Below are 405 nucleotides of genomic sequence, written 5' to 3'. Positions count from 1 at the left end.
GCCGAGAGCTGCGCCCCCTGGCCGGTAAAGGAGCCAGCGATTTCGCACGCTCGTTGTTCCTGGCCCACCGGCATCTGAGGTTGTACCCAACCGACATTGATGATTGGATCTTTTACTTTGCAATTCTCGACACCCTTGAAGAGGCTCCTACTCGGGGCAAACAATCTCTTCGGCATTCATCCAGTGGAGTCTGCCGGGCATCTCTAGAGGTTTAACAAAGAAGTCCTCTACCGCATGCCATGCGGTCAGGGGTGAGACCAAGGAGCCAAGAGGAACGAACTGGTCGTCACCGACATCCACAATTGTGTTCATCTCATCCTTGCTTCCAATGGAGTAGTAGGCCTTCCTCGCCCTAGCAAGATCGTATCGAACAGACATTCGACCCTTTCCGTCATGCAGAACTAC

At 53.6% G+C, this 405-nt stretch carries 1 protein-coding gene; it reads right to left on the bottom strand.

Annotated features, from left to right (window positions below; translation table 11 throughout):
* Window positions 1-147: 147 nt before the first annotated feature.
* Window positions 148-405, bottom strand: a 258-nt coding sequence (locus KVS69_RS18905) for a hypothetical protein (RefSeq protein WP_217539507.1), incomplete at its 5' end; no start/stop codon positions are given.

Origin of the sequence: Stenotrophomonas sp. GbtcB23 (assembly GCF_019091045.1) — a bacterium.
GTDB classification, from domain to species: domain Bacteria; phylum Pseudomonadota; class Gammaproteobacteria; order Xanthomonadales; family Xanthomonadaceae; genus Stenotrophomonas; species Stenotrophomonas rhizophila_A.
Note: the sequence above shows the minus strand (reverse complement) of the source record. Positions and strands in the feature narration are given on the sequence as shown.